This window comes from Bradyrhizobium sp. CW1 (assembly GCF_023100665.1).
In the GTDB taxonomy this organism is placed as follows: domain Bacteria; phylum Pseudomonadota; class Alphaproteobacteria; order Rhizobiales; family Xanthobacteraceae; genus Bradyrhizobium; species Bradyrhizobium canariense_D.
Window position 1 is genome coordinate 3,983,350 of sequence record NZ_CP064684.1, and the last position, 18,178, is coordinate 4,001,527.

Genomic DNA, 18,178 nt, shown 5'->3' on the forward strand with positions numbered 1-18,178 from the left:
TGGTGACAGTGCGCTCCGGCACTGTCACCGGATCCTAAGAAGCGACCAGGGGCCCGCCGGTTTGCCCTGAGGGGCCGTTCAATAGTAACGACGCCGCGGACGGCGCTCGTAATAGTCATCGCCGTAATAGCCTTGCCGGCCCTGTTGAAACTGCGGCGGAACCGTTCCGGTCGGGTAACACTGGCCGTCGCGGGTATCGATATCGGCACCGTTTCCGCAAGGAACGGGATAGTGGCCATAGCTTCTACCGCCTCCATAGTACTGCCGTGCGGCCTGTTCTTGCGGCGGCAAGTAGCCGTTGGGGTAGCACATGCCGTCGCGGGCGCTGACGTCCCAGCCGTGGCCGCACGGCGGTGGGTGCACAGGGACACGGTATTGAACCTGATGAACCTCACCGAGCTGTAGAGCCAGCAAGGTTGCCACAACTGCACCGATCATCGGACTTCTCCCAATCGCACTATGCCTACGCCTGAGCGGCTGAATGATCGCTGAACGGGTTCACGCCGGCGATCTTAACCTCACTTTAGGAAATCGTTGTTCGGCGGCGTGCCGTTGGATATAAAGGGAGCCGCCGTTAGCGTCAGTTGCGTCCGTGAGTCATGATTACCTATAAGCAGTACCACATCCAGCAAGTCGAGCACGGGCCCAAGCGCTGGGTTGCTCGCATCACGCGGACAGACGGCCAAAACATCCGCACGATAATGCCGGCGACTGAGCGTCCCTATCTCGACACGAAGCCGACAGCGTCCGCCGAGGAAGCCGAGGCGCTCGCCAAGGAAGGCATCGACTTCGGCGGCGTGGTGTAGGCGGTCATCGCGGTCGACTGCCATTCGTTCGCGAACTCGCCGGTGGCTTCATCCGCCTCCGCAGCCGGCTTTTCACCCGAAAACTATTGTGGCTCGGTTGGCTTGTCTCGCTCATGGCTCTCGGCTTCGGCGGCCGCGCACGCATCCATGCCATGGCATTTGCTCAGATAGTACCGAGCGCCTGCGAAGATCGAGCAAACAATCACCACGGAAACCAGCAGGAAGATCATCCACCGTCGGTTCAACATTCCCATGACCTTCTGCACCCGCCATCCGACGCGGCCCGTTCGCCTGACCGGCCCAGCCAGGCGAGGCGAAGGGTCGATAAGCTCAAATCAGACCTTGCGCTTCGGATTCAGTCTAGCCTCACGCTCCAGCCGCTCGGACTTCAGGCGTTTGAGGTTTTCCTGAAACTCCGGAGTGGCTTGGCTGTCCGCTATTGTCTGTCTCGATCCTATCGGATTGAGGGTCCTTCGATCGGCTTCGTCCGCGACTTGTTGCGCGGCCGACCGTTTGGGTTTGATCATTTGCTTTTTGCCTTCAGGCGAGATTGACCAGGCGGGCGCCGGTCAATTCATTTTCGATTTGGCCGGTCGCGTCGAACATTCTGGAATTCCTCGGGTCCCTTGACGAGCCGCCGCTTGCGGCTGGCCTGGTCATCCGGGCTCGCTTTGTTGTCTTTGAGCTTGTCGATCGCATTACCCGCCATTTCCCGAGCCCGCTCGGACGAGGCCTTGGCGGTAGACGTAACCGCGAGGGCGGAGGCGGGTTTGCCCAAGCCAATATCAACCAGCCGACGGATGGATTCAGAGCGAGCCGGAGTGTCTTCCTGCCCCGACGCCCATGCGTCGATCTGAGCGACAGTCGCCTCCGGCCAGCGCGTGCCGATCTGGACGCCTTGACCAGTAGCGGGGCGGCCGCGATGCTTTTTGGCACGAATCTTTTTTGCTGGTTTCATTTTATTTGGTACCAAAAAATCATGCCGAAGGGAAGCGCGAACCTCCGATGGCTGTGCCTGTTTAGTGCACTGGCACCGCAATCCCCACGCAACATCACGATCACAGATTGAACTCAGGCGGCCCCCCGTAGAGGAAGCGCCAGTTGTACAGCAAAAGGTCGGGAAGCATTTGCTTGGACGAAGGCCTGCAAGGCCGGCGTGATCTCGCTACTCGTGACACGCTCGGCAAGCTCATCTGCGATCTCGCTGGTGGCATCGCGAGACCAGCCCTCGATGGCGTTGAAGGCGACGATACGGACGGGATACGCGTACTGCCCGGAGAGTAGGTCGCGGATGATGGTCTCGACGTCGGTATCCTGCTCGTCGGCCTCGCGCCAGGAGCAGCCGGCGCGCGCGCCGAAGTCTTCCAGTACCAGGTAAATCTCCCGGTCGAGCCGATCCAGCGGCACAATCGACGGCGCATGACGCATGACGCAACTCCTACTCAAGAGGAGCAATCGTTCGACTGTCCGTTCGTTCCGCCCGGAACTCAGGCCGATAGGCAAATGAAAGAGGCGGACGTTTGAGAAGCGGCCTTACTTCTTTGGCAGAAGTCCCAAGACGAACCATTGAGCCGGAAACAGTGGAAACAGCAGCGCTCCCCAGATGAACCAAATGCGCCTAGACCGGCCTCTCTGTGCCGCGAAATTGGCGGTCACGCGCCCACACCACATCATCAGGGTGACAATGACCAAGCCAAACATGATTGAGGCAAGCATGGAGTGGCTCCTGCCGATGGTCCGTTGGCTATCATATAGGATTGGCCTGTCGCCGGGGAGAGAGCCCAAATCAAGATTGCGCGCTTAAGGCGGGGACGACCGGCGCCGCCTTACTTTACTTGTTCTCTGGCTCCGGTGACGAGGCGGAGCCCGGCGTGCGGGACGTCGGCACCGTCTGAGAGAGCGGCAACTGAGGCGGCCTATTTGGGGCGGAATGGCTTTGGGCACACCAGCTTTCCGGAAGAGTCTCGTCGGCAAGCGCCGACATCAAAGCGCCGCTCGTTTGCGGCGGCAGGACGCGTCGGCAGCGGCAATTCAGCTGCCGACACAGTGCCGACATGGAGCTTTCTGTCGAAGTTGCGTTTGGGATTACTGCTTCATTGTGTTGGTGAGCGCGCTGGGGCTCGAACCCAGGACCCCGTGATTAAAAGTTATGGCCCTGCACACGCGCCAAGCTGCTGCAAACATTGTATTTCCCCCTAATTCGCTCAGTATTCCCTTGATTGCAGGATTTCTAGCGATTTGCGATGGATGCCTAGAAATGCCTTGCGCTGACCCGAGGCTGTGTGCATAGAGTGTGCACGCAGACCACGTAATGATTTTGTGTGCACGGAGGCGGGGCAATGCAGGTCAAGATCAGCAAGACGCAAGTGGACCGGCTGAGTGCGGGTCAGATGCTCGCGGACAAGGAAGTGAAGGGCTTCGTTGCGCGCCGTCTCAACAGTGGCGCCGTCAGCTATGGGTTTCGTTACCGGGACAAGAGCACCGGCAAGCAGCGCTGGCTCGGTTTGGGGCTTCACGGCAGCATCACCCCCGATGAGGCTCGGGACCTGGCCAAGAAGGCAGCCGGCGAGGTGGCGGACAAGAAGGATCCCCAGGCTGAACTTCAGGACTCTCGGGCAGAGGCGAAGCGGGAGAAACTCGTCGCCGCCAACACGGTCAATGTTGTGCTGGACGCCTTCGAGAAAGATCACGTTGACGGATTACGTAGTGGCGATCAGGTCAAGGCTGCTTTCACGAACCATGTGCGGCCCCGAATTGGGGACAAGTCCATCTATGATCTGAAGCGCAGCGACATCATCACCATGCTGAACGAGATCAAGGCCGAGAGCGGCCCCGTGATGGCTGACCGGGTTCTGGCGCACGTCCGCAAGGCCTTCAACTGGCAGATGGTCCAAGACGATGAGTTCAAATCGCCGATCGTCCGCGGCATGGCAAAGACGAAGCCGAAGGAGCGGGCTCGTAAGCGGACCTTGGCGGACGACGAGATCAGGGACGTTTGGGCAGCTCTGGAGCAGATCGAGCAGCCGGCCTGCTATCCGCGCTATGTGAAATCCCTGCTGCTCGCCATGACGCGCCGAAACGAATCTGCCCGGATGCATACTGACGAGTTCGATGGGGACCTCTGGATCATCCCGGGAGCGCGGTCCAAGAACAAGCAAGATCACGTTATCCCCCTGACGCCTGCCATTCGCGGCCTCGTCGGGGAGAAGCCCGCCGGCTGCAATGGCAATTCGTGGTTCGTGTTCTCCACCACCCATGGCGCCAAGCCCTTCAGCGGCTTCAGCAAGGCCAAGAAGGAACTCGACCGCGTCGTTGCGAAGATCCGCAAGGCAGAGGGCAGGGCGCCCATGAAGCAATGGCAGCTGCACGACCTGCGCCGCACCGGCCGCAGCCTGATGAGCCGCGCCAAGGTGGATGCTGATCATGCAGAGCGTTGCATGGGGCACGTGATTGGCGGGGTGCGTGAGACCTATGACCGGTACGAGTACCTGGAGGAGAAGCGGAAGGCTTTCGAGGCTCTTGCCGGCTTGGTCGAGCTGATTCTTAATCCTCCGGCAAACAACGTGATCCAGATCGCGGGGGCGGCGAAATGAAGAAGCGCGTGGCGATCACAAAGCGTGCAAAGGCGCTCTTAGCCGTTCCCCCGTCGGTCAGGGGAAGCGAAAAGTGGGAGGGGCTGGACAGCGCCTGGGGCGCAAAGGAGTACGGCGCATTCAGCCTCGACAAGCCTAAGGGATACATCTTCCCAGACACCGGGTGGACTCCCATCCCAGAAGGAAGCGAGATCGACCGCTGGAACGAGGCAAACCTGCGGGCAATCCGCCGCGCATTTGCTCACTTCGGGCTCAGTCCAGAGGATCCTTATGCTTGGCGGCTGTTGGTCGAGTACCTCGCGTTCGCGTTTTTCTGGAAAGGGCCCAAGACGAGGGGGGCGCCTGAGAAATGGACACGGGAGAAAATGGCCGATCTCGCGGCCATCGTCGCGACGTTCCCTGGCATGAGCGATACCAGTATCGCCAAGAAGCTTGCGAACGATAGGAAGTCTTCCTTTTACGTGAAGGGGACCAACTCCAGTGACGGAGTTAGCGGCCTTCGCCGGAGGATTGGAAAGGCGCGCAAGAAACTCGCCACTAATTAGTTGGCACGGAATGGGTACAAAATTTGCCCCCGTTTTGATTGCCAGCCGACTACATCAAGTTGAGCCTCGGTAACAACGAGCTACTGGGGCAATCTAACTGGTGCCGCGTCTAGATTCCCTTCGGTAGCCTCACCGAGGGTCAAAATGGACAGTCCGAAGAAAGAACATCGCGCTCCCGTCGATGTGAAAGGTGCCGCAGCATACACTGGCTTCGGCGAAGGCTATCTCAACAAGCTCCGCTGCACTGGCGGCGGCCCCGTCTTCATCAAGCGTAACGGCGCCGTCAGGTATGACCTCGACGACCTCGACGCTTGGTTGCTTGCCGGCAAGCGCAAGTCAACCTCCGACACTCGCGAGGTTGCCGCCTAATGAAGCCTCACATGGAAAACCCCGCAACGCTGGCGGCGTGCGGGGTTCAGATTGCTGATCTAGCGGGCGCTTCGATCACTTCTGAATGTATCGACAACCTTCCTCCAATTCAAGCTGATCCTTTCGCCGAGCGTCGATTTGCTCTGGCTCTTGCGCAGCGAGTGTTCGGCGTCGCCTCAAGCTCTCAAGTTGGGAGATTGATCCCGGTCATCCGGCGTCGTCGGAGGGTTGCGGCATGAAAAACGGAATGAAGCCGATCCTCTCTCAGCTCGACGCCATCGCCGAGCACATCACAGGCCCTACCGGCTACTCGATGGACAGCCTCCGGACGGTGCGCGCTGCGTTGCTCGACACGTTCGATCACATCGAAGCCGAGATCATCAAGCGTGAGAACGCCCGACCTGTTGGCGGGTTGCTCGACGGCATTCTCAAGCCGGGCGGAGGTGCAGCATGATGCACGCCCAGCCCGAACAGTTCCGACCGCTGATCGTGACCGATCCGAAGATCCGAAAGCTGCTCCAGCTTGCCGGCCTGCGCTTCATGTGCAGCCGCGCCCGCTGGCTCGACAGCGAGGCAAGGAAGATGGGGCTGGCTCTCAAGGCCGGCAGCATGACCTCTGACGAGGTTGACGCCAAGCTGGAGGAAATGGGCGCGCTCGACTTGGTGTACCCAGAATTGATGGGTGAAGAATGATTGAGCCTGAATTTCCCGAGCCCATCGATATGAGTCGATCAGACGCGGGATATCTGATGGCCGCCGAAGCGGCTCGCCTCAAGGCGCTGGCACGTGATCGCCTTGGCGTTGACCCTGTGGCAGAAAACAACGCTCTCGACACCAAAACCATCCAGCATGACGAGCGCCGCGCGCGTTTGGCAGCGCTGAAAATGCCGCAGAGGGGGTCTCTGCGGCTTGAGCCTCTAGAGGACATCTTTCTCGAGGATGATTGCGCCAAGGGCCATATCATCAAGGGGGTTTTCGCCTGGGGTGAAACATCGGCATGGATCGCGCCACCCGGTGGGATGAAGTCAGCGCTGCTGGCATCCGCGGCAATGAGCGTTGCCCTCAACCAACCGTGGTTTGGCCGGAGAGCACCTGGCAACCCCGTTGGAGTGGTTTATTTTGCCCTGGAGCGCGCCGATTTGGTGAAGCGGCGGCTGATCGCTCACCGCCGCAAGTTGGGCCTGCCTGAAAATCACCAAACCGCAATTGTCGTGCAAAGCGGGATGCTCGACATGATGAACCCGGCAACGGTGCCGTTGGTCGTGGAGGCGGTAAAGCGCGCCGAAACATACTTTAGCCAACTACCCGATTGCCATTGCGCGGGTCTTCTAATCTTCGACACCTTCGCGAAGATGATTGCGGCTGGCGGCGGCGATGAGAACAGCGCGAAAGACCAAGGCAGAGTGTTCGCCAATCTCCAGCGCATCAAGGATGAGCTTGGAAGCCCGCATATCGCCCTGATTGGTCATACGGGCAAGGATGAGGCCAGAGGCGCACGCGGCTCCAATGCTCTTTACGGTGACGTAGACGTGTTGGTGACGATCGGCGGCGACACCATCAAAACCGCGACTGTTAGTAAGGCCAACGATATTCCCGATGGCCCGCTTTTCTCTTTCGGGTCCGAGGTGGTCGAGTTCGGCACCGATGAGGATGGCGACCCGATCACCGTCAACATTGTCACATCCGGCGAGGTTACGCCTAAAGGTGACGCACAACCCCGAGAGCCCAAGCTCTCGCCTGATCAGCGCACGTTTTATCGTATCCTGCATGACGCAGGGCGGGCCGGCCTGGACCTCGAAGACTGGAACGAGAAGGCGCGCCAAATCGGGATCGGCGCCAACCGCAAGGCGAAGCTCTACGATCTCCGCAAGGCTCTAGAGGATAAGCGCTTGGTCCGTGAGTACGCAGGCCGGTGGAACGTGAACCATGGCTGACGCTCAATCTTGGGGCCAGGGAGCGAGCGGCAGATCAAAACCAGCTGCGAGGACTTTGAAAGCATGCCTGTTTGATGCGGTCCCAGACAAACTCCCCACCGCCGCAAGGTGGACGGGGGCGAGAGGTCACCGGGCATTCGTTCCGAACCTTGGCTCCCGTGCCCCAGCCGTCAACGACGCAGGCGCCACCGCTTGTCCTGTGACAGCCTTCGCCGCAACCCCACGCAGCATGTGCTTCGCCAGCAAAGACAGCAAGGGCAGTCACAAGCATTGCCAACCGAATACTCTTCATCGCTGTGCTCCTCGAAAGACGCCATCCAGTGTGCACCAAATTCGAGACCTTCGAAAGCGCACATTGGGACGAGGGTTGGTTACGGGTTACGGCTCTCTAAAGAGAGCCGAACCGTAACGTAACCCCGTAACCTGCCAAACCGTAACCCGGAACGTAACCGTAACCGTAACCACGTAACCAAGGAAATCAGCCGTGAATAAACAGCTTGCAAAGACAGCGTGGAAGCCGGGACAGTCGGGCAACCCGCTGGGAAGGCCTCAGGGAGCGCGTGCGAAGTTCTCAGAGAAGGCGTGCGCCGATGCACTGGCGGATTGGACAAGCAATGGTGCGGCCACGCTGGAGCGTGTGAGGGCCACTGACCCGAGCACCTATCTCCGCGTGCTGTTCAGCATCATCCCGAAAGACATCGCGGTATCGATCGAGAACCGCACTGGTCCGATGGACTCTGCCGAGATGCAGATGATGCGCCGGCTAGTGGGACTGATCCAGGCGACGGCGAATGCGGTTGATCCTGAGATCGTGTTTGGCTGGATCGAGGAAGATCTAAGAGCGCGCGTCGCGAAGCGGATCGACAGTTGAGCCGAGTCATTTTGACGCAGTCTTTTGCCGATTGTGTGCATAGTGTGCGCACACATTCCAGAGCATTGCCCAAGATGTTGTTTACGTTAGCAAAATGCCGTCCAAGCGCGTGATAAAATATTACGTGGTCCGCAAAAACTGCTACGTTGTCCTCGGATGATTTGCCTTGGAGGGCGGACTTTGACGAAGAACGAATTGGGCGAGCTGGCCCGGATGCTTCAGGCACACACGCCGCTGTGCCAGCTATCGGACATGCAGGTGCGGGCCGCTCTCGAATTGATGGAGCAGCGCGGTTACGTCATCGCCACCCCGGTCAAGACCGATGCGTGAAGCCGTCCGCTTCTCCGACAGCATCACAATCCGGGTTCAGCCTGAGATCACCGCGTTGGTGGATCGTGCCGCGCGCGCCAAAGGCAGCAAACCCAGCGAATGGACTCGCCAGGCTCTTCTGGCGGCCCTACGTGCGGCCGGCTTCGACCCGGCGGCCTCTTAACGACATCTCACCCCCTGAACCACAAAGGAACGACAAATGGCATCCGTACCGAACGGCACAGACCCCGAACCGAAGATCACCCGCAAGGGACCGCAGCAGCAATCCGGCACCCGGCAAATCGGAAAATACCTCGACCACGAGACGACTGCACCGCAGCCGGCAGGCCCGAAAAGCATTCATCGCGAGATCGAGCGCGAGGCCAACAAGCGCCGGAATCCTTCGCGATGATTGATGTGAGCAACAAATCGGCCGACTTCGACCCGGCGTGCAATGCCACCCAAGCCACGGACGACCCTCTACGGGCCGCTAATGGTGAGGTAGCGGCGTGACATACTACTGTCCAGGCACCGAGGAAAAAGACCCGGCGAAGATCATCATGTCCCTGCAACAGGCGCATGAGAAAACGGCGACTAATACGACGAACATCGCGACCAACGCGGCCGCTCTTGCGACCCTAAACACCAGTTATCCCGCCAGCAAAGTCACGGGGACGACGACCAACGACAACGCTACCGCCGGGAATATCGGCGAATACATTGAAAGCGTTGTGGCGTCAGGATCAGCCGTCGCGTTGACCTCTGCCACTCCAAAGAATGTCACAAGCATATCGTTGACCGCAGGCGATTGGGATATCTCTGCTGCTGTTGTTTACTTTCCTGCGGCAACTACCAGCATGACAGCATCCGGCGGTAGCGTATCGACCGTCAGCGATACGCTGGACGGAACTTATATCCAGTTCGACAGATACGCTGCTTTCGTGCCCGCCAATCCTCTGGGCGGCTTTGCTATCCCACGCCGCCGCGCGTCTTTGTCTGGAACAACCACCTTCTATTTAGTGGCGCAAGCGACCTTCACGGTCAGCACCTTGGGCGCCTATGGCTTGATAAATGCCCGCCGCGTCCGCTGATCTAATCTGCGTCGATCCTGCGCGCATTCAAGAGTTCTGGCCGCACGTCAAGGACAAGATCAGGGCCGCGATCGAGCGGACAAATTTAAGCGAGTTTTCTGACATCGAGGCGGGCGTTCGCTTGCCTCCCGGCACGTTCCGCACAACGGCCGAGCCATAAAATGGAGACCACACTTTGAGCGAAGATCGAAACGACGCCGGCCAATTCACGCCGTCGACTGATGGGCTGTACGGCAGAGAGGCTGAGGAAGCCGCCGCCGGCTTCAAGGCTATGCCCGTGACGACGGCGCCTGAACCGAGTGGCGACGACGAATTGAGCACGCGCGAGGCGGCTGATGCGCTGAGTGCATCGCGGGCGGCTGCTGCTGATGAAGTGGTCGGCTATCAAAAAACAGAAACCGGTGAGGGAGCGGATCCGAACGAAACGGTGTCGCTCCAGCGCGCCGCGACCGATCTTGCGACTTATCGCGCATCGAAAACCGACAGCGCCGCCATCTCCATTTCCAAGGATTTTGCGGCAGAGATCGATGCGCTGCGTACGGCTGCCATCGAAGAGGGGCTAGATCCAAAAGAGACCGGCATCGACAAGGTTCCCAAGACCGCAGACGTACCGGCGGGGGCCAGCGATAAGAGCGGGGACGAACCCGCCGAGCCTGGTATGGAGCATCTCGATCCCGAGGTGCAGAAGGCCCTGAAGATCCCGGCCGTCAAGGAGGCGTTAGAGCGCGAGTTTGCGCAAGCCGATGAAGCCAAGGCGCAGTTCTCGCAAACCCTGGATGTGGCCCAGCGGCTGGCGCAAGCGACCTTGCTCACGCTGGCCCCCGGTCTGGCGAACGTCCCCGCCCACCAGCTTGAAGGGGCGCTGCAACAGCTCGCCGTAACCGATCCAGCCCGCGCCACCGCGATTGTGCAGGCTCTCGAAGGCGCCCAGCGCATCGAGTTCGCTCAGCAGCATGAGCAACAGCGGCAGGCGCAGGTCGCTCACCAGCAGTTCGAGGCCCAGCGGCAGGAGTACAGCAGGCAGGCCGATGCCGCGCTTGGCCCGATGACCTTCGCGGAAAAGACGCAAATGGTTGAGGATCTGGTCAATTACGTCGGCGAGTTCGGGATCAGCCGAGAGGGACTGATGCGCGAAGCACAGACGAACCTCGCGATCCACCATCCAGCGTTTCAGAGGATGGCCGCCGATGCACTGATGTATCGGCGCATGCAGAACGCGTCCAAGGCCGTAGCGACCCGCGACATTCCGCCCGTGCAAAAGCCCGGCACTACGGGCCCTCGAATTTCGAGCGAGGCGTTAGCAGTGGGTGGGCTAGAAGCTAAATTTCATAAATCTGGAAACCTAAAAGATGCGGCAGCGGCACTGATGGCACGACGTAGGGCAGCGAGGTAAGACCAATGGCCGAAAACTACGATGAGCGCTCGTTCGAAGATCGCATGCAAGGCAATTTCAGGAACCGCACCGGCGAGGATTGGTCTCCGCAAAAAACGGTAGACAGCTTTACGCTCTACGGTCCCGAGCAGCGTGCTCAGGCGCTCGACCAGCTCGACGTTGAGATTTCCCGCACCGAGATCAGCAACAACCCGACGGCAATCAAGACTGCGGCGTCCCGCTTGGCCCTCAAGCGAGAGCTGCAATCGCTGCATCAGAAGATGCTGGCGGTTAGGCGGTGAGCCCGGTCACAGTCGCACTGGCGCGGCAATACCTGGAGCGGCAGTCGCCTTTCGGCCGGTGGGCGATCGTTCGCATGCTGCCGGTAATGCCGACAATGCCGGCCTACGTCGCCGAATTTGTCAGCGTGAGCAGCGGTTCGATGAAGCTTGATGATTTGATCGCTGCGACGCAGGAAGTCTCGCGGCTGCACACGGACAACGGCCTGGCTGATCCCTGTACCGCGCAGGTCGCAGCGGCATTCAATGCGATTGCTCCAATCGAACCGCCGCGCTCCTGGCCGAAGGATCAGAAGGTCCGCTTCACCGAGCTTCCTTACGACCTGCAACGATATGTGGCCGCGCATGAGGACCAGCGCGAGAGGGGAATCCGCCGGGCGCAGAACGAAGCAGCGGTTGCCCGTCAGGCCCTTGCCGCAATTCAGAAACCAACCGAGGTAAGTCATGGCACTATCGACACGCCCGCCGCCGCTCACTGAAGAGCGCATAAATGCCTTTCGCGGCGAAATCGACGCGTTCATTGACGCGCGAGCCGCGAAGATCAAGGAAACCTGCGAAGGCGTCCCGGTTGGCGTCATTCGCAACCTTCTGACGGCACGTTCGGGCGGCTGCCAATGCGCCGCTTACCTGGAATTGATGTCTAAGGACGCAGCGGAAGCCGAAGCACAGAAAGGTGCGGCATGACCGGGATGCTCGACGGGCTACTGGATCCCGAACTGATGGCGCGGGTTTCGGAGCGCCAACGGATCGTCGCACGAGTTGCGGAGCAGACCGGCCTTTCGCTTTCCGAGGCTCGGCGGGCTCTGGATTGTTTCGCCGAAGACTTGTCGCACGAGGGGCACGAGCTGCACTGATGAAAGCCGTCCTCCCCGAACAGGTCGAGCTTGCTCGCGTCGTCAACTATTTCGGCTCTGAAGAGGGGCGGAATGGACGTTTCATGATCCAGGGGCCGTGCGGCTGCACGTTGAGAGTGACTGCCTACGACGGAGAGCAAAGCGGCTGGGAGCAAGTCTCTGTTGCCACCGAGCGCCGCCGCTCACCGAACTGGCCGGAAATGTGCTTCGTCAAGGATCTGTTCTGGGATGAAGAGGAATGCGTGGTGCAGTACCACCCGCCGCGATCTCAGTACGTCAAAATGCACCGCTATTGCCTGCATCTATGGAAACCCAAAAAGACGCCACTGCCGGCGCCTCCCGCGGGCTTGGTTGGTATCATTGGCATTGGTCCGGAGGAAACACAGGCCTGGGTAGACGCGATGGTGGCCGACCTTGTGAGGGCCGCCCAGTGACACATTGGACGGACTCGATCAGCGGCGCCCTCGACCACGCCGAGCGGCTTGATGGCGACCTTGAGTATTTCGCCGAGCACTACCTGAAGATCAGGCCGAAGGCTGGCGGTGTTGTCCCGTTCCAGTTCAACCCGGTCCAAAGGAAGCTTCACGCAATCGTCGAGGAGCAGCGTGCCAAGACCGGCATGGTTCGCATTGTTGTCCTCAAGGCTCGGCAGGAAGGCGTCAGCACCTATGTCGCGGGGCGCTACTACCACAAGACGATCAAAAATCCCGGCTTCCTGACCGCGATCGTGGCGCATGAGAAGCCGGCAGTCCGCAATCTGTTCGGCCTGGTCAAGCGCATGCATGACTTAATGCCGGAGGACATGCGGCCGGTCACTGGCGCCTCGAATGCCGAGGAGCTGAAATTTAGCAACATCGATAGCGGCTATCTCGTCTCGGTCGCAACGGAGGACGGCGCGGGCCGATCGTCAACAGCGCAGGCTTTGCACGCCTCCGAGGCGGCCTTCTGGGTCAACCTAAAGGAACAGCTCGCCGCGTTGATGGAGACGGTGCCCGATCTGCCGGATACCGAGATCATCATTGAGACCACCGGCAACCAGTTCGGTGACGAGTTTCACCAGTTCTGGTGCAAGGCCCTGGCCCGAGAGAACAGCTTCCTGGCGGTGTTTCTGCCGTGGTCGGAAGATCCGACTTACCGCAAGGCTCTCCCCGACGACTTCGCAATGAGCACCGAGGAAAAGCAACTCGCCGAGCTTCACGGGCTCGATGCCGAACAGATCTATTGGCGTCGCTGCAAGATCGCGGACAAGGGCGACATCAACTATTTCAAGCGTGAGTATCCATTGACACCTGATGAGGCTTTCCTGGCCTCCAGTTTTGACAGCTTCATTCCCCATGACCTTGTGCTGCGAGCCCGCAAGAATGAGCACAAGGGGACGGGCCCGCTGATCGTTGGCGTCGATCCCGCCCGATTCGGTGCCGACAGCACTGCGATTGCCTGGCGTCGTGGCAGCGGCATCGAGAGGATTGAGAAGCGCCACGGCCTCGACACCATGCAGGTTGCCGGGTGGGTGGCTCAAATCATCCGGGATGATAAGCCGGCCAAGGTCAACATCGACGTGGGTGGCCTCGGCGCCGGCATCTATGACCGTCTGGTTGAACAGGGCTATGGCGGCTCATTCGGCAGCGGCTTGCTCAATGCCGTCAATTTCGGCTCAAAGCCCGTCGAGCCTCCGCCCTTGGACGACAGCGGCAAGCCATCCGGCGGCCCGGCCAATCGCCGTGCTGAGATGTGGTCGCACTTAAAGACCGCCCTGGAGGGCTCTCACTTCTCCCTCCCGGATAGCGACAGCTTGCAGACCGACGTCTGCGGCCCGGGCTACCGGTACATGAGCGACGGCCGGCTTTTGCTGGAGAGCAAGGACGACATGAAGAAGCGCGGCATGCCTAGCCCGGACGAGGGCGACGCGGTGGCGCTGTGCTTCAGCGAGCCCGGCGGGGCGCCGGTCGTGGCGAACAGCAACTTCAATCGGCCGATCGTGTACCCGAACATGGGGGTGGTGTGACGGTCAATAGGATCGGCTGCTAGGTCTCAGTGACAAACACGAGCTTTTCCGAAAGAACTTTTCGGATCCGCTCTGCCTCGTCCATCTTGGTACCTGACGGCAAATCAAAGCCAATCGTGCGTTTCGTCAACTCTAACTGCTCCCCGTCGAACTGTTCGAGAACGATGAAGATGTCGCCGCTCGGATACTCGGAAAGCCTAAAATGCGGACGCGCTCTTTTTGTCATTAGCCATTGCCCTTGTACGTTGCTGCGCTCTTCCATCGTTTGATTGCAGATCCGGCACTACGGTCGGTTACGCGAATCGTCTCTTCCATGTAGTGCCCTACCGCTTCCCAGACCGACTTAGATTTCTGATACACGGTCACAGCGTGAGGCTTGCCCCAAACGGTCACCTTGTATTCACGTTCGCTCATTTGCTTTCTCCGCGCTTAACTCAACCGGAACGAGATCGTAAAGGCAATCGCCGTCTTTCGGTAACTAACAGGTCACTCTCTCTCGCCCCGACTCGGGCGCGCGCCAAAGGATAATCCGAACGTGAAGACGAGCCGAATTAACCGACAGCCATAGATATCCTCAAAGCCAGCTTCCTCAGCATGTCCGGAGCCTTGAGGGGATATAGCTCAATCCCACTTTCAATCCTCAATGCGCCTCTCAGCTCATCTTTCAGCGCATGCAAGTTGCCTTCGTGTACGTCGTACACTGTTGCTAAGGCGTGCGCGTTGCGAAATCCGCGCTCCGGCGAGACGCGCAAGAGATCCATATTTTGCCGGTGAAAGCCAAAGCCGAGAAAAATTGTCATGGTTGCCTGCGCCATGACGCGTTCGACATGGTCGGGGTCATGCAATGCCGCGCTCTCCGTGTATGTACGGATGCGCTGCGTGAGGCTGAAAACGTCGGTCACCCTATGCCCAAACGGGAGATAATCTTTTCCGCCGCGTACGATTGACCCTAAGGATCCGTACGGCCGGATCATGTTCAACTCTCCAACGATTTCCGCCGCGTCCTCCTCCGTGAGTCCTTGGCGCTGAAGCGCTCCCAAAACATAGTGTTCGATACAACGGTCGTAGTTGAAGTTTACGAAGGTTACATTCCTGAAGGCCTCGCGAAATTCGCTTCGTCTAAGGTTAGAAATTGCCATTAAGAACATCTGCTCGATCCAGCCATTTTTGCCGGCGTCTGGGGATGTCCTTCCAGTGCGCGGATCGAGTCTCAACTCGCTTCCCGCTTCGCATTTCAGAAGGTTTTTTAGGATGCACGCCTTGCCGAGCTCGACTATCTCCGGCCATTGATCGAGCCTATACAGCGCGTCGTCGATGGAAACCGCAGTGGTCAGTGCTGAGGCTAATAATTGCCCCCCCTGCATATACCGGTTGAGTTTGTCCGCGTCGTTCTGAAACTTTTGTCGTAGGAGCCAATAGAGACTTTGATCGCCCCGTGTGGGCTCGGAGCTCTTGTAGTGATCGAAATAAAAATTAACGTCTTCCGCGATGTTTGACGCCAGTGTGGCCCCGAGAGGGAATCCGAAATCAACGCTAGCGCCAGCGCCGACAACAAAAACAACTGGTTGCTTGAACATTGCAATCCCCCGCTAGTCGCCGGCCGGACTCAACCGGAAGGAGGGCGCAAAGGCAATGACTCGACGCACAGATATTTAGACAATTCGCCATTGCGCCGCCCCGACTCAGGCGTGCCATTCCACAGCGCCATGATGCGCGTTGTGGAGGCTCGCTATGTCCACGTATTCGACGGAAGCCCGCCGTGCTGCAAAACTGAAGTGGCTCAATGCGCCCCCGGGCATGACCAATGATCTCGCAGACGAGTTTATGAGGAGGCTGACCGCAGGGGAAACGCTAAGCAAACTAACCTCGGGGAGAGTATCGCCGGCCCTGGTGACAAGAGAGCGCTTTCGAAAACATTGCGAATTGCACCCTGCGTGGTCGGTCGAAGCAAGGCGGCTAGCGAAAATCAACGAAGAAGCTGCGGCGCATATCCGAAAAACCGTCACGTGGAAGCTCGCGATCCAGCGATCGGCTGACAACCGCCGGACAGCAGAGAGATGCAAGAACGGCCATATCCGGGGACTGGAAAACACGTTCTATGAGCAGCATCTGGGCTACCTGGTCCGACGCTGCAAGGACTGCATCAAGAACCGCCGCGTACTGCGCATGCCCAGCGCGGAACTGGTGAGAGCTTCGATTGCATCCCTTCACGAAGGCGGCACGTTGACTTCCGGCGTAAGGTCCCAAGTGCAGCAAGCGATGAGAAATTTCATCAGGGCGAATCCGAAGCTCGGCACTCGGCTGCGCAACATCTCAGACAAGAACGCATCCGCGCATAGGAGCGCAGCTCAGAGAGCCAGGCGCCGGTTTGCCGCATCCTCATTGATCCGAAACAACGGTGAAGAAGCTTATGAAGCGGTGCGGCAAGCGACGGCTCATCTTTTTGGAGACGAGCGCGGCGATGTCATGTCTCTGATGTTTGTTGCGATAGCGGAGGAACGCCTCAAGCTGAGTGAGGCGAGAGCGCGTGTTGGGGAGTTTCTGGCAGTTCACCGACGCCGACCGCGGGTCTACGGCGATTACAGCCTGAACAGCCCGATAGGTGAGGATGATGGCGTGACGTGGCTGGACACAAAGACGGATGCGGACCGACTTTGGGTCTAGGCGCGCCGAGGCGCCCCGAAGGGGATGGCTTTCTTAACGCAAATCAGGTGAGATAGTCGGCGGAGCCTGAGAACTCCCGCCAAAGGCCTTGCCGGGCCTGAAGCACCAGAGCGTTGGCAGGGCGATCCTTGCCGGGATCGACTTTTCGCCAATGATTAGCAGCGTGCCGATAGCCGTCGGCGCGAACGGCACCACTATGCCGGGAGAGCGGCGGCTATACAAGACCCGTAAGGGGAAGGCCGTCGCGCATGGTCTCTGGCCATGTTCTCAGACTCCCGGCGCCAGTGCTGTCCACTGGCAACCGGCCCTGAGAAGCCGTCAATCCAGAGAAACCACCATGGAAAACGTCAGAGAACTGCCAGCGGAGTCCACCCGTGCGATTTTGTCCGGGCTCGGCATCCAACAGCGGGAGCGACAAGCATCGCTCCACACCCTCGCCAGACTCAGGAAAGAGGCATCCGCCGAGATCACCCGCCTGATCGCCTTCCTCGACCAGTCCGACCCCTATGTCATGACCGAGCTTGAGGACGAGTGCGAGGACGAGGGCGCACAGTGCGACGGCGGCGGCGGTGAGGAGGGCTGCGAGGACGAGGGAGCGGATACAAGCGACCGCGAGCCATCCCTTGGCAGTTGCGATCCGTCCATGGGCGGCGGCGATCAAACCCGTTGGGCTGCCGGGGACCGTCGCGACCTTGAGGACGACCCAACCGAGTCCGGCATCGGCGACCATGACGGGTTGCTGGAGCAGGTCGGTTGGCAGGACTGGATGCACACGGTGATGGCGTGATGCGCCTGATCCGCCTCTACATCGGCAGGCTCTGTTTCAAGTTCAGTTTGTGCCTCGCCATCGCAGGCAAGAAGATCTGCGGCGTCTGACGATATAAGAAAGGGGCCACTTAAGGTGACCCCTTTCCGGGTCAATCGCCTAAGCGATGATAAACTCTCTGCGGCCGGCATACCGGCATGAAATAGTGGGTGGGCCCACTAGGTAGGTAACGGATATAAGCCTACCACTTCTAAGACATCGTCCTGACGGCTATTCAGCCGTGATCAGCGTTCTAGTTCTACAGCCTTTTCGGCTGCTGGATACACATCATCCAGATCTAGTGTTCTAACGGCTTCTTAGCCGTGAAAAGGTCGGCACCTTCCGATCCGGCGTCCTGACGGCATTTAGCCGTTGGTTGCCAAGTAGATCCTCAGCAGTGCGAGGAAAAGCTCGATCAACGCGATCAGCAATTCCAGATACTGATGTAGGCCCATCATAGTCTCCTCTTTAGCCCCGGCACTGCACCCCTCGAAAATTGAGGTGCAGTGGAGGGCTAAAGCGGAGTGTGTTGGAGGTAGGTATGTTGCCCGGCTTGTGCAAGTGGGCCTCTTCGGAGCAGCGGTGAGCTACTGCGTGTTGTGGGTCTGGAGAATTGCCTCTCGATAGTTCTCAGCAACAACAAGCAGCGCGGCGCGAGATG

27 protein-coding genes are annotated in these 18,178 nt (G+C 59.4%); 20 read left to right on the forward strand and 7 right to left on the reverse strand.

Going from position 1 to position 18,178, the window contains the following annotated elements:
- Positions 1-78: 78 nt before the first annotated feature.
- Complete coding sequence (locus tag IVB54_RS19555) at positions 79-438, reverse strand: hypothetical protein (protein ID WP_247397170.1); 360 nt, start codon at positions 436-438, stop codon at positions 79-81.
- Between the two features lie 161 nt (positions 439-599).
- On the opposite strand from IVB54_RS19555, the gene IVB54_RS19560 reads away from it, so the two are divergent.
- Positions 600-806, forward strand: a complete 207-nt coding sequence (locus IVB54_RS19560; protein WP_026233466.1) for a hypothetical protein — start codon at positions 600-602, stop codon at positions 804-806.
- Positions 807-1,141: 335 nt separating this feature from the next.
- Here IVB54_RS19560 and IVB54_RS19565 read toward each other — a convergent pair whose 3' ends face one another.
- The 3 genes from IVB54_RS19565 to IVB54_RS19575 all read right to left on the reverse strand — a co-directional run bounded on the left by IVB54_RS19565 (position 1,142) and on the right by IVB54_RS19575 (position 2,234).
- Complete coding sequence (locus tag IVB54_RS19565; RefSeq protein ID WP_018457953.1) at positions 1,142-1,333, reverse strand: hypothetical protein; 192 nt, start codon at positions 1,331-1,333, stop codon at positions 1,142-1,144.
- 47 nt (positions 1,334-1,380) lie between these two features.
- Entirely contained in the window at positions 1,381-1,764 is a 384-nt protein-coding gene (locus tag IVB54_RS19570) for a hypothetical protein (protein WP_018457952.1), read from the reverse strand.
- Positions 1,765-1,877: 113 nt separating this feature from the next.
- Complete coding sequence (locus IVB54_RS19575) at positions 1,878-2,234, reverse strand: hypothetical protein (protein ID WP_018457951.1); 357 nt, start codon at positions 2,232-2,234, stop codon at positions 1,878-1,880.
- 911 nt (positions 2,235-3,145) lie between these two features.
- Between IVB54_RS19575 and IVB54_RS19580 the strand changes: the two genes are divergently transcribed.
- The 17 genes from IVB54_RS19580 (at position 3,146) to IVB54_RS19660 (ending at position 14,048) form a co-directional block, all read left to right on the forward strand.
- Positions 3,146-4,399, forward strand: a complete 1,254-nt coding sequence (locus IVB54_RS19580; protein ID WP_247777453.1) for a site-specific integrase — start codon at positions 3,146-3,148, stop codon at positions 4,397-4,399.
- Complete coding sequence (locus IVB54_RS19585) at positions 4,396-4,944, forward strand: hypothetical protein (protein ID WP_247777454.1); 549 nt, start codon at positions 4,396-4,398, stop codon at positions 4,942-4,944. The genes IVB54_RS19580 and IVB54_RS19585 overlap by 4 nt, the downstream gene beginning before the upstream one ends.
- Before the next feature lie 144 nt (positions 4,945-5,088).
- Entirely contained in the window at positions 5,089-5,313 is a 225-nt protein-coding gene (locus tag IVB54_RS19590) for a hypothetical protein (RefSeq protein ID WP_247777456.1), read from the forward strand.
- Between the two features lie 235 nt (positions 5,314-5,548).
- Positions 5,549-5,767, forward strand: a complete 219-nt coding sequence (locus tag IVB54_RS19595; protein WP_247777457.1) for a hypothetical protein — start codon at positions 5,549-5,551, stop codon at positions 5,765-5,767.
- Positions 5,764-6,006 (forward strand): hypothetical protein, encoded by a 243-nt coding sequence (locus IVB54_RS19600; RefSeq protein WP_247777459.1) that lies wholly within the window; start codon positions 5,764-5,766, stop codon positions 6,004-6,006. Before IVB54_RS19595 ends, IVB54_RS19600 begins: the two co-directional genes overlap by 4 nt.
- The gene (locus IVB54_RS19605) at positions 6,003-7,247 is read left to right on the forward strand and encodes an AAA family ATPase (protein WP_247777460.1); all 1,245 of its coding nucleotides are present in this window, start codon (positions 6,003-6,005) and stop codon (positions 7,245-7,247) included. Before IVB54_RS19600 ends, IVB54_RS19605 begins: the two co-directional genes overlap by 4 nt.
- 484 nt (positions 7,248-7,731) lie before the next feature.
- Positions 7,732-8,118 carry a DUF5681 domain-containing protein gene (locus IVB54_RS19610; protein WP_247777461.1) on the forward strand — a complete coding sequence of 129 codons (387 nt, stop codon included), beginning with the start codon at positions 7,732-7,734 and terminating at the stop codon, positions 8,116-8,118.
- Positions 8,119-8,298: 180 nt separating this feature from the next.
- Positions 8,299-8,448 (forward strand): hypothetical protein, encoded by a 150-nt coding sequence (locus tag IVB54_RS19615; protein ID WP_247777462.1) that lies wholly within the window; start codon positions 8,299-8,301, stop codon positions 8,446-8,448.
- On the forward strand, positions 8,441-8,611 hold the full coding sequence (locus IVB54_RS19620; RefSeq protein WP_247777463.1) for a hypothetical protein: 171 nt from the start codon (positions 8,441-8,443) through the stop codon (positions 8,609-8,611). Before IVB54_RS19615 ends, IVB54_RS19620 begins: the two co-directional genes overlap by 8 nt.
- Before the next feature lie 36 nt (positions 8,612-8,647).
- Positions 8,648-8,839: a hypothetical protein gene (locus IVB54_RS19625; RefSeq protein WP_247777465.1), complete on the forward strand. Its 192-nt coding sequence runs from the start codon at positions 8,648-8,650 to the stop codon at positions 8,837-8,839.
- 148 nt (positions 8,840-8,987) lie between these two features.
- Positions 8,988-9,518, forward strand: a complete 531-nt coding sequence (locus IVB54_RS19630) for a hypothetical protein (protein WP_247777466.1) — start codon at positions 8,988-8,990, stop codon at positions 9,516-9,518.
- Positions 9,519-9,693: 175 nt separating this feature from the next.
- The gene (locus IVB54_RS19635; protein WP_247777467.1) at positions 9,694-10,911 is read left to right on the forward strand and encodes a hypothetical protein; all 1,218 of its coding nucleotides are present in this window, start codon (positions 9,694-9,696) and stop codon (positions 10,909-10,911) included.
- A 5-nt stretch (positions 10,912-10,916) separates the two neighbouring features.
- A complete protein-coding gene (locus IVB54_RS19640; RefSeq protein ID WP_247777468.1) occupies positions 10,917-11,192 on the forward strand; it encodes a hypothetical protein in 276 nt (91 codons plus the stop codon).
- A 74-nt stretch (positions 11,193-11,266) separates the two neighbouring features.
- Positions 11,267-11,668 carry a hypothetical protein gene (locus IVB54_RS19645; RefSeq protein ID WP_247777470.1) on the forward strand — a complete coding sequence of 134 codons (402 nt, stop codon included), beginning with the start codon at positions 11,267-11,269 and terminating at the stop codon, positions 11,666-11,668.
- Positions 11,634-11,873, forward strand: a complete 240-nt coding sequence (locus IVB54_RS19650) for a hypothetical protein (RefSeq protein ID WP_247777471.1) — start codon at positions 11,634-11,636, stop codon at positions 11,871-11,873. Before IVB54_RS19645 ends, IVB54_RS19650 begins: the two co-directional genes overlap by 35 nt.
- Entirely contained in the window at positions 11,870-12,043 is a 174-nt protein-coding gene (locus IVB54_RS19655) for a hypothetical protein (RefSeq protein ID WP_247777473.1), read from the forward strand. Before IVB54_RS19650 ends, IVB54_RS19655 begins: the two co-directional genes overlap by 4 nt.
- Before the next feature lie 238 nt (positions 12,044-12,281).
- Entirely contained in the window at positions 12,282-14,048 is a 1,767-nt protein-coding gene (locus IVB54_RS19660; protein ID WP_247777475.1) for a hypothetical protein, read from the forward strand.
- Between the two features lie 19 nt (positions 14,049-14,067).
- On the opposite strand, the gene IVB54_RS19665 is transcribed toward IVB54_RS19660, so the two are convergent.
- From IVB54_RS19665 to IVB54_RS19675, 3 genes are all read right to left on the reverse strand, one after another.
- Positions 14,068-14,310, reverse strand: a complete 243-nt coding sequence (locus IVB54_RS19665; protein ID WP_247777476.1) for a hypothetical protein — start codon at positions 14,308-14,310, stop codon at positions 14,068-14,070.
- Positions 14,274-14,462, reverse strand: a complete 189-nt coding sequence (locus IVB54_RS19670; protein WP_247777477.1) for a hypothetical protein — start codon at positions 14,460-14,462, stop codon at positions 14,274-14,276. Before IVB54_RS19670 ends, IVB54_RS19665 begins: the two co-directional genes overlap by 37 nt.
- A gap of 137 nt (positions 14,463-14,599) precedes the next feature.
- The gene (locus IVB54_RS19675) at positions 14,600-15,625 is read right to left on the reverse strand and encodes a hypothetical protein (protein WP_247777478.1); all 1,026 of its coding nucleotides are present in this window, start codon (positions 15,623-15,625) and stop codon (positions 14,600-14,602) included.
- Between the two features lie 154 nt (positions 15,626-15,779).
- Between IVB54_RS19675 and IVB54_RS19680 the strand changes: the two genes are divergently transcribed.
- Both IVB54_RS19680 and IVB54_RS19685 read left to right on the forward strand, forming a co-directional pair.
- Positions 15,780-16,712, forward strand: coding sequence for a hypothetical protein (locus tag IVB54_RS19680; protein ID WP_247777479.1), 933 nt, complete (start codon positions 15,780-15,782; stop codon positions 16,710-16,712).
- Between the two features lie 337 nt (positions 16,713-17,049).
- Entirely contained in the window at positions 17,050-17,499 is a 450-nt protein-coding gene (locus IVB54_RS19685; protein WP_247777480.1) for a hypothetical protein, read from the forward strand.
- The last annotated feature ends 679 nt before the right edge of the window (positions 17,500-18,178 follow it).

Bases quoted from the DNA above. Each gene is read 5' to 3' on its own strand.
- IVB54_RS19625 (WP_247777465.1), top strand. From the start codon at position 8,648: ATGGCATCCGTACCGAACGGCACAGACCCCGAACCGAAGATCACCCGC.
- IVB54_RS19605 (WP_247777460.1), top strand. From the start codon at position 6,003: ATGATTGAGCCTGAATTTCCCGAGCCCATCGATATGAGTCGATCAGAC.
- IVB54_RS19570 (WP_018457952.1), bottom strand. From the start codon at position 1,764: ATGAAACCAGCAAAAAAGATTCGTGCCAAAAAGCATCGCGGCCGCCCC.
- IVB54_RS19595 (WP_247777457.1), top strand. From the start codon at position 5,549: ATGAAAAACGGAATGAAGCCGATCCTCTCTCAGCTCGACGCCATCGCC.
- IVB54_RS19670 (WP_247777477.1), bottom strand. From the start codon at position 14,462: ATGAGCGAACGTGAATACAAGGTGACCGTTTGGGGCAAGCCTCACGCT.
- IVB54_RS19650 (WP_247777471.1), top strand. From the start codon at position 11,634: ATGGCACTATCGACACGCCCGCCGCCGCTCACTGAAGAGCGCATAAAT.
- IVB54_RS19660 (WP_247777475.1), top strand. From the start codon at position 12,282: ATGCGTGGTGCAGTACCACCCGCCGCGATCTCAGTACGTCAAAATGCA.
- IVB54_RS19665 (WP_247777476.1), bottom strand. From the start codon at position 14,310: ATGGAAGAGCGCAGCAACGTACAAGGGCAATGGCTAATGACAAAAAGA.
- IVB54_RS19565 (WP_018457953.1), bottom strand. From the start codon at position 1,333: ATGATCAAACCCAAACGGTCGGCCGCGCAACAAGTCGCGGACGAAGCC.
- IVB54_RS19685 (WP_247777480.1), top strand. From the start codon at position 17,050: ATGGAAAACGTCAGAGAACTGCCAGCGGAGTCCACCCGTGCGATTTTG.
- IVB54_RS19630 (WP_247777466.1), top strand. From the start codon at position 8,988: ATGTCCCTGCAACAGGCGCATGAGAAAACGGCGACTAATACGACGAAC.
- IVB54_RS19555 (WP_247397170.1), bottom strand. From the start codon at position 438: ATGATCGGTGCAGTTGTGGCAACCTTGCTGGCTCTACAGCTCGGTGAG.
- IVB54_RS19645 (WP_247777470.1), top strand. From the start codon at position 11,267: ATGCTGCCGGTAATGCCGACAATGCCGGCCTACGTCGCCGAATTTGTC.
- IVB54_RS19560 (WP_026233466.1), top strand. From the start codon at position 600: ATGATTACCTATAAGCAGTACCACATCCAGCAAGTCGAGCACGGGCCC.
- IVB54_RS19675 (WP_247777478.1), bottom strand. From the start codon at position 15,625: ATGTTCAAGCAACCAGTTGTTTTTGTTGTCGGCGCTGGCGCTAGCGTT.
- IVB54_RS19640 (WP_247777468.1), top strand. From the start codon at position 10,917: ATGGCCGAAAACTACGATGAGCGCTCGTTCGAAGATCGCATGCAAGGC.
- IVB54_RS19585 (WP_247777454.1), top strand. From the start codon at position 4,396: ATGAAGAAGCGCGTGGCGATCACAAAGCGTGCAAAGGCGCTCTTAGCC.
- IVB54_RS19655 (WP_247777473.1), top strand. From the start codon at position 11,870: ATGACCGGGATGCTCGACGGGCTACTGGATCCCGAACTGATGGCGCGG.
- IVB54_RS19575 (WP_018457951.1), bottom strand. From the start codon at position 2,234: ATGCGTCATGCGCCGTCGATTGTGCCGCTGGATCGGCTCGACCGGGAG.
- IVB54_RS19580 (WP_247777453.1), top strand. From the start codon at position 3,146: ATGCAGGTCAAGATCAGCAAGACGCAAGTGGACCGGCTGAGTGCGGGT.
- IVB54_RS19680 (WP_247777479.1), top strand. From the start codon at position 15,780: ATGTCCACGTATTCGACGGAAGCCCGCCGTGCTGCAAAACTGAAGTGG.
- IVB54_RS19620 (WP_247777463.1), top strand. From the start codon at position 8,441: ATGCGTGAAGCCGTCCGCTTCTCCGACAGCATCACAATCCGGGTTCAG.
- IVB54_RS19600 (WP_247777459.1), top strand. From the start codon at position 5,764: ATGATGCACGCCCAGCCCGAACAGTTCCGACCGCTGATCGTGACCGAT.
- IVB54_RS19590 (WP_247777456.1), top strand. From the start codon at position 5,089: ATGGACAGTCCGAAGAAAGAACATCGCGCTCCCGTCGATGTGAAAGGT.